Here is a 7,639-nt window from a genome sequence, read left to right on the forward strand (position 1 = left end):
TTCACCGCATTGACCCGCTCCGCACGGGCGCGCGACACGCGCTGCCCGTGCGGACGCACAAGAAGAAAGGATTGCCATGTCCAAGGAATTTGACGTCGTCGTGATCGGCGCCGGCCCCGGCGGCTACATCGCCGCGATTCGCGCCGCGCAGCTGGGCAAGACCGTTGCCTGTATCGAAAAGTGGAAGAACCCGGCCGGCGCGCTGAAGCTCGGCGGCACCTGCCTGAACGTCGGCTGCATCCCGTCGAAGGCGCTGCTCGCGTCGTCGGAAGAGTTCGAGAACACGTCGCACCACCTGGCCGACCACGGCATCACGGTTGACGGCGTGAAGATCGACGTCGCGAAGATGCTCGGCCGCAAGGACGCGATCGTCGAGAAGATGACGAGCGGGATCGAGTTCCTGTTCAAGAAGAACAAGATCACCTGGCTGAAGGGCCACGGCAAGTTCACCGGCAAGACCGACGCCGGCGTGCAGATCGAAGTGAGCGGCGAGGGTGAAACCGAAGTCGTCACCGCGAAGAACGTGATCATCGCGACGGGCTCGAAGGCGCGTCACCTGCCGGGCGTCCCGGTCGACAACAAGATCGTGTCGGACAACGAAGGTGCGCTGACGTTCGACGCGGTGCCGAAGAAGCTCGCCGTGATCGGCGCAGGCGTGATCGGCCTCGAACTCGGTTCGGTGTGGCGTCGCCTGGGTGCCGAAGTGACGGTGCTCGAAGCGCTGCCGGCATTCCTCGGCGCAGCTGACGAAGCGCTCGCGAAGGAAGCGGCCAAGCTGTTCAAGAAGCAGGGCCTCGACATCCATCTCGGCGTGAAGATCGGCGAAGTGAAGACGACCGCGAACGGCGTGTCGATCGCCTACACGGACAAGGACGGCAACGCGCAGACGCTCGACGCCGACCGCCTGATCGTGTCGGTCGGCCGCGTGCCGAACACCGACAACCTCGGCCTCGAGGCAATCGGCCTGAAGGCGAACGAACGCGGCTTCATCGACGTGGACGACCACTGCCGTACGGCGGTGCCGAACGTGTACGCGATCGGCGACGTGGTGCGTGGCCCGATGCTCGCGCACAAGGCGGAAGACGAAGGCGTGCTGGTCGCGGAAGTGATCGACGGCCAGAAGCCGCACATCGACTACAACTGCATTCCGTGGGTGATCTACACGTACCCGGAAATCGCATGGGTCGGCAAGACGGAGCAGCAGCTGAAGGCGGAAGGCCGCGAGATCAAGTCGGGCAAGTTCCCGTTCTCGATCAACGGCCGCGCGCTCGGCATGAACGCGCCGGACGGCTTCGTGAAGATGATCGCGGATGCGAAGACCGACGAACTGCTCGGCGTGCACGTGATCGCGGCGAACGCGTCGGACCTGATCGCGGAAGCCGTCGTGGCGATGGAATTCAAGGCGGCGTCGGAAGACATCGCCCGTATCTGCCATCCGCACCCGTCGATGTCGGAAGTGATGCGCGAAGCGGCGCTCGCCGTCGACAAGCGTTCGCTGAACAGCTGAGCGCGGTATAGCGCCGGCCGGCCATCGGCCGGCGCAGCCGTCTCGTGACGAGGGCGGGCGGGGTTTCCCGTCCGCCTTCGTTTTTTCCGGTTTGCCCGATGAACGTCACCGAATACTACACGCGCGAATTGACCACGCGCGGCTATCAGTCCGATCCCGCGCAGCGTGCCGCCGTCGACCGCCTGCAGGAATGTTTCGACGAGTGGGTCGAGTACAAGTCGCGCCGCTCGAACGCATTCAAGAAGCTCATCAATCATCCCGACCTCCCGCGCGGCGTCTACATGTGGGGCGGCGTCGGTCGCGGCAAGAGCTTCCTGATGGACAGCTTCTACGCGGTCGTGCCCGTGCAGCGCAAGACGCGCCTGCATTTCCACGAATTCATGCGCGAGGTGCACCGCGAGCTCGAGGAATTGAAAGGGCAGGCCGATCCGCTCGACGAACTCGCACGGCGCATCGCGAAGCGCTACCGGCTGATCTGCTTCGACGAGTTCCACGTGTCGGATATTGCCGATGCGATGATCCTGTATCGTCTGCTCGACCGCTTGTTCAACAACGGCGTGCAGTTCGTGATGACGTCCAACTACGATCCCGATGACCTGTATCCGGACGGCCTGCATCGCGACCGCATGCTGCCGGCGATCGCGCTGATCAAGTCCCGGCTCGACGTGCTCAATGTCGATGCGGGTGTCGATTATCGCCAGCGCACGCTTGCGCAGGTGAAGATGTATCACACGCCACTTGGCGCGGACGCCGATCGCGAATTGCGGCATGCGTTCCAGAAGCTCGCTGCCGTTCCCGACGAAAGCCCGCTCCTGCATATCGAGAAGCGCGAGCTGAAGGCGCTGCGCAAGGCGGACGGCGTCGTATGGTTCGACTTCGCGACGCTGTGCGGCGGCCCGCGCTCGCAGAACGACTATCTCGAGCTCGCAAGCCGCTTCCACGCGATCGTGCTGTCCGAGGTGCCGCAGATGTCGCCGCGGATGGCGTCCGAGGCGCGCCGCTTTACGTGGCTCATCGACGTGCTGTACGACCACAAGGTCAAGCTGCTGATGTCCGCGGCGGTGCCGGCGGAGCAGTTGTACATCGAAGGCCCGATGGCCAACGAGTTTGCACGTACGGTGTCGCGAATCGTCGAGATGCAGTCGAAGGAATATATCGAAACGCCGCGCCGCATCGTCGATACGTCGCTGACCTGAGTGCGATTTCCGGCAATTGGCGGGATTCAAACGTCAATTCCGGTCAAATCAAGGCAATCTCGGGGTATTTTCGGATTTGTCTTATATTCATTGTTGAGGTGAGCCGATATCGTTGTGTCATGGTTACTAAGGCTGGAGAGGTCCATGACACCGTATCGCGATCTGACCGAACACGAGTGGCGCTGCGTCGCGCCGCTTCTGCCCGAAATGCAGCCGCGCACCGAGTTGCGCGGCCGTCCGTTGGCCAATACGCGTGCCGTCCTGAACGGCGTGCTCTGGGTGATCTACAGTGGCGCAACGTGGTCGGCCATGCCGCGCCGTTACCCTTCGTATCAAACTTGCCATCGGCGCTTCAAGGTCTGGCACGAGACGGGTACGTTGATGAGTATCATGCGTGAGCTCTATGGCGACGCAGGCGTAAATCTGTGCAATGAATTGTCCACGCGAATGCGCAAGCACACGCAATCGAAAGCGGCGGAAGCGCGCAGCAATGTGGCGCCCGCGTATCGCGCACCTGGCAGCTATGCGTCTGACACGCTGAAACATGCAGCGTGATGTCCGCAGGTTCCAGTTTCGCACGCACCAAAACAAAATCGGCCTGACGACTTCGTCGCAGGCCGATTTTTTCATTGAGCCGCGCGTTTAAGCGCGAGTCGCATTATTGCTGGCGAACCCAGGTCTGCGAACGACCGAGCAGCGACACGCCGATATAACCGCGCACGACGAGTTTCTGGCCGCCGTCTTCAAGCGTCATCTTGCACTTGTAGACCTTGCCGTTCTCCGGGTCGAGAATGTTGCCGCCGTCCCAGTGGTCGCCTTCCTTCTTCATTGCCTTGATGATCGTCATGCCCTTGATGAGCTGATCCTTGCGCTCGTCCGTGCAGGCGGTACAGCGGCGATCAGGCGTATCGTTCGCACCGAGGCCCTTGACGACCTTGCCGTTCAGCGCACCGTCGCCGTCTTCGGAGATCTGCACGAGAGCCTTCGGCTGATGGGTGCTGTCGTCGATCGTCTGCCACATGCCGATGGGGCTGTCTGCTTGTGCGAGCGTGGGAGCAGCGCAAGCGAGCAGTGCGCCGGCGATGGCGATTGCACGCAACGGGCGGGTCAGTTGAATCATTGTCATCCTCCTTGTTTTGCATGTCGTGTTCGATTTGCCCGCACGACCGTCTGCATGGGGCGGGCATGTTGCGAGCTTCGCCAGAATACGTGAAACCACGCGCCACGTTTGATAGAGGGGACTCTAATCGAAACAGCCCGCGTGGCGCGGGCTGTTTGGTGACCGATCAGTTGAGCTGATACGAGAATGCGGCGTTGATGCGTGGGCTGCGTGATGCACTTTCGACGGGCGCGTCACCCACCGGCTTCGCGACGTTCAGGTCGAGGCTGTAGAAGCGGCTGTCCGTGAAACGTACGCCGATGCCGACCGACGACATGCGGTTCGGCGACGGCGTGCCCGCGTGCAGGTATACGCGCGCCATGTCGTAGGCGATGTACGGCGTAACGGATTTCATATACGTCCAGCCCGGCGTGAAGCCGCGGTTGACCTCCAGCGACATCCCCCATCCCGAGTCGCCCGACGCTTCGCCTGGCTGATAGCCGAGCGCGTAGCGCGTCGAACCGAACGAGATCTGCTCGGACGTCGGCAGCGAGTCGGGGCTGTATTGCCCGGTCAGCGAGACTGACGTGCCGATCCGGAACGGCCATTCGTTCGTTTGCGTGAAGGTTGCGCCGGTGCGGACGAAGGTCAGTGATGTCGGGTCGGCGTAGGTATACGTCGTGCCGTTGACCAGGCCGGTCTGCGACTTCGATGCGCCGAGGATGTCGAACGCCTTGGCCACATTGACGCTCAGTTTTCGCACCTGCTTCGGTTGTACGCTTGTGTAGTCGAGCTGCAATTGCAGCACGCGTACCTGCGACCTGTTGTCGAGCGTGTTGCCGTTGATTTTGTTCTGATAGTTGTCGTCGTTGTGCGCTGCATAGCCCGACACTGTACCGAGCAGGCTGCGCTGGTTGTTCAGAAGTATTGGGTAGGATGCCGAAAGACCGAGCTTCTCATTTTTTACGGTTCGCTGAACGGTCGATGGCAGCCCCGGATTGTCGGTCGGCTTGCCGCGATACGTGCTCGCGTCGAGGCGCGTGATCAGGCCGCTACTGCCGACGGGTACCGCGCCGCTGAATGCGAAATAGGTCTGCTTGTCGCGCCCCGGCGGCGCCAGCGCGGAAATGCTCAGTTGCTCGCCGAACGACGTGAGGCCGTTTTCGGTGGCGGTGATGAGGCCCTGGACGCCCGGGTGGTTGAAGTCGATACCGGTACTGACGTTGAACGGCTTGCGGTCGACCGCGAGTTCTAGCGTCGTGGCACCGTCGGTGGTTTGCGGCGGCGGTACGTTCGCCTTTACCGTGAGGCCGGGCAACAGGCCGAACGTGTTCACGTAGCGTTCGAACGTCGCGCGGCGCAGCGGGCGATCGGCGGTGATATGCGCGGCGATCGCACGAATCTTCGATTCCATCGCACCGGGCTTGCCGGTGACCTTGACGTCCGACACATAGCCTTCGACAACCGTGATGCGCACGACGCCGTTCTCGAACGTCTGGGCAGGAACGAATGCGAACGACAGCGCGAAGCCGCGATCCTGGTACAGCTTCGTCACGCCGTTGGCGGTTTCGATCAATTCGCCGATCGTGATGTCCTTGCCGACGAGAGGGGTGAAGCGACGCGAGATTTCCTCGAACGGCACGGACTTCACGCCTTCGACCTGGAACGTCGTCGGCGTCAGATGGCGCGACAGCAACTCCTGCAACTGCGGCGCTTGCGGTGCGACCTGCACGGTCACGTTCGGGCCGGTTTTCGGCGCGTTGATCTGGGGGAGGGAGTCGAGCGGGTTACCCCCGACGCGCGTTTGTGCATGTGCCGTGCCTGCTGCCGCGATGGCGAGCAGCATCATCCATCTGTCGAGTCTGGATTTCATTGTTCTTCCTCGTTGGCCTTGCTTTTCGTCTTCTTTGTAATGCCGGCGCGCGACACCAGGGTGCCGCGCGCCGCGTGCCGCAATGCCGGTCGTATTTGTACGGTCGCGCCATCCGCTCCGGCTGCGAAGGTGCGACCGTCCTCCTTACTTGCCAACGCTACCCAGCGTACCCAGCAACCCCGTTACCGGTGCCAGCAGGCCCGTCGAGCCGCCGCCCGACGTCGCCGTACCCGTGACGCTGCCGACCAGCGACGTGACCGGCGCGAGCGGGCTCGCGCCACCGGATCCTGCCGCGCCGCCAACTGCTCCGGTGACAGTATTCAGCAAACCGGTGACAGGCGCGAGAGGGTTTGCACTGCCTGCGCCACCCGTTGCGCCGCCGAGCGTGCCCGTGACCGTCGACACGAGATTCGTGACCGGGGCGAGCGGGCCGCCGCTGCCGCCCGCCGCACCGCTCAGTGCGCCGGTAACGGTGGAGACGAGGCCGGTGACGGGTGCGAGCGGGCTGCTGCCCGAGCCGCCGGTCGCGCCGCCGAGTGCGCCCGTGAGCGAGCCGAGCGGCGTCGAGCCGAGACCCGACAGCAGGCCGCCGAGCGGATTCGTCGAGCCGGAACCCGACGACGTGCCGTTCTGCACGCTCGCCGTCGAGCCGCCGACGAGGCTCGTGATCAGGCCGGGGATCGGTGCCGCGCCGTTCGGGCCGTTCGGATTGACGAGGCCACCCGCGTTGGTCACGGTGTTGCCGACGGCGGTCACGAGCTGACCGACGTCGCCGACGAGCGGCTGGCTCGACGTGCCTCCGACCTGCTTGCCGGCCGAGCTGATCGCGCCACCGACCTGGCCGAGCAGTCCCGAGACGGGTTGGCCGAGGCCGGTCGTCGTGCCGACCTGTTGCGTGACCTGGCCGGCGGTGATCACGAGCGGAGTGATCGCCGAACTGAGCGGCTGCGTCACTTGCTGCACGGCGCCCGACGACAGCGTCGAGCCGATCGTCGTGCCGGCGGCCGTCAAGCCGTTGGCCACCGTGTCGAGCACGGTGCCGACCGGGGTCGTGACGGGCGCGAGCGGCGCGAGCTGGCCCGTGCCGAGCGCCTTGACCGTCGAGCTCAGCCCGGACACCGTGTTGCTCGTCGCGCCGACCACATTGCCGAGGCCGGCGACGGTCGTGCCGACCGGATCCTTAGTCGTCCCGATCTGTCCCAGGCCATTGCTCACGGCATCGGCGGCTGCGCCGACGATCGTGCCGGTGCTGGAGAGCGTGCTGCCGACGCCCTTCGTCACGCCGTCGCCGAGGCCCGGCACGCTGATGTTGCCGACCGTGCTGCCGAGGTCGGTGGCCGTCTGACCAACCGTGCTGACGACACCCTTGGTGCCGGTGGACGTGCCGCTGGTGCCGCTCGTGCTCGGCGTGCCGCTCGTGCTGCTGGGGTTGTTGTTGCTGCTGGTCGGCGGCGAGCTCACGCCGCCGCCGCCGCAGGCGGCCAGCAGGCAGGCGGCGGCGAAGGCCGTAAGGGGCACGCGCCACTGGCTCAGGGTGGCTGTCGTGAGAGAACGTTGCTGGGACATGATTGACTCCTCGCTGTCTTGTCGATTGATGAATGTTGGTTTACTTGCCGTGCGTGCCACCGAGCAGGCCGCCGATCAGCGACGTGACAGGCGCGAGCGGATTCGACGACGAGCCCGAGTTCGTGACGGCGCCCGTGCCGCCGGTCAATGCCGGCGCGCCGACCGCGCTGGTCACCGTGGACACGACGTTCGTGACCGGGGCGAGCGGGCTGCTGCCGCCTGCGCCGCCCGTCGCGCTGCCGAGTGCGCCCGTCACCGTGCCGAGGAGGCCCGTGACCGGAGCGAGCGGGCTGCTGCCACCCGTTGCGCCGCCGAGTGCGCCCGTGACCGTCGAGACGAGGCCCGTGACCGGGGAGAGCGGACCACCGCTGCCGCCTGCTGCGCCGCCGAGTGCGCCC

At 64.7% G+C, this 7,639-nt stretch carries 6 protein-coding genes and 1 pseudogene; 3 read left to right on the forward strand and 4 right to left on the reverse strand.

Features of this window, described 5'->3' with window-relative positions:
• Window positions 1-76: 76 nt before the first annotated feature.
• The 3 genes from lpdA (at window position 77) to G3O06_RS33910 (ending at window position 3,258) form a co-directional block, all read left to right on the forward strand.
• The gene (gene lpdA / locus G3O06_RS33900) at window positions 77-1,507 is read left to right on the forward strand and encodes a dihydrolipoyl dehydrogenase (protein WP_175030079.1); all 1,431 of its coding nucleotides are present in this window, start codon (window positions 77-79) and stop codon (window positions 1,505-1,507) included.
• Window positions 1,508-1,605: 98 nt separating this feature from the next.
• Window positions 1,606-2,703 (forward strand): cell division protein ZapE, encoded by a 1,098-nt coding sequence (gene zapE, locus G3O06_RS33905; protein ID WP_174969218.1) that lies wholly within the window; start codon window positions 1,606-1,608, stop codon window positions 2,701-2,703.
• Between the two features lie 144 nt (window positions 2,704-2,847).
• Window positions 2,848-3,258: a transposase gene (locus tag G3O06_RS33910; RefSeq protein WP_174980075.1), complete on the forward strand. Its 411-nt coding sequence runs from the start codon at window positions 2,848-2,850 to the stop codon at window positions 3,256-3,258.
• 103 nt (window positions 3,259-3,361) lie between these two features.
• On the opposite strand, the gene G3O06_RS33915 is transcribed toward G3O06_RS33910, so the two are convergent.
• The 4 genes and pseudogenes from G3O06_RS33915 to G3O06_RS33930 all read right to left on the reverse strand — a co-directional run.
• Entirely contained in the window at window positions 3,362-3,823 is a 462-nt protein-coding gene (locus G3O06_RS33915; RefSeq protein ID WP_174912601.1) for a DUF2147 domain-containing protein, read from the reverse strand.
• A gap of 166 nt (window positions 3,824-3,989) precedes the next feature.
• Window positions 3,990-5,675 carry a ShlB/FhaC/HecB family hemolysin secretion/activation protein gene (locus G3O06_RS33920; protein ID WP_205818818.1) on the reverse strand — a complete coding sequence of 562 codons (1,686 nt, stop codon included), beginning with the start codon at window positions 5,673-5,675 and terminating at the stop codon, window positions 3,990-3,992.
• 144 nt (window positions 5,676-5,819) lie between these two features.
• Complete coding sequence (locus tag G3O06_RS33925) at window positions 5,820-7,241, reverse strand: collagen-like triple helix repeat-containing protein (RefSeq protein ID WP_205818819.1); 1,422 nt, start codon at window positions 7,239-7,241, stop codon at window positions 5,820-5,822.
• 40 nt (window positions 7,242-7,281) lie between these two features.
• Window positions 7,282-7,639 (reverse strand): annotated as a pseudogene (locus tag G3O06_RS33930) (collagen-like triple helix repeat-containing lipoprotein); the annotation flags it as partial.

The organism is Burkholderia sp. Ac-20345 (genome assembly GCF_017104825.1).
In the GTDB taxonomy this organism is placed as follows: domain Bacteria; phylum Pseudomonadota; class Gammaproteobacteria; order Burkholderiales; family Burkholderiaceae; genus Burkholderia; species Burkholderia lata_B.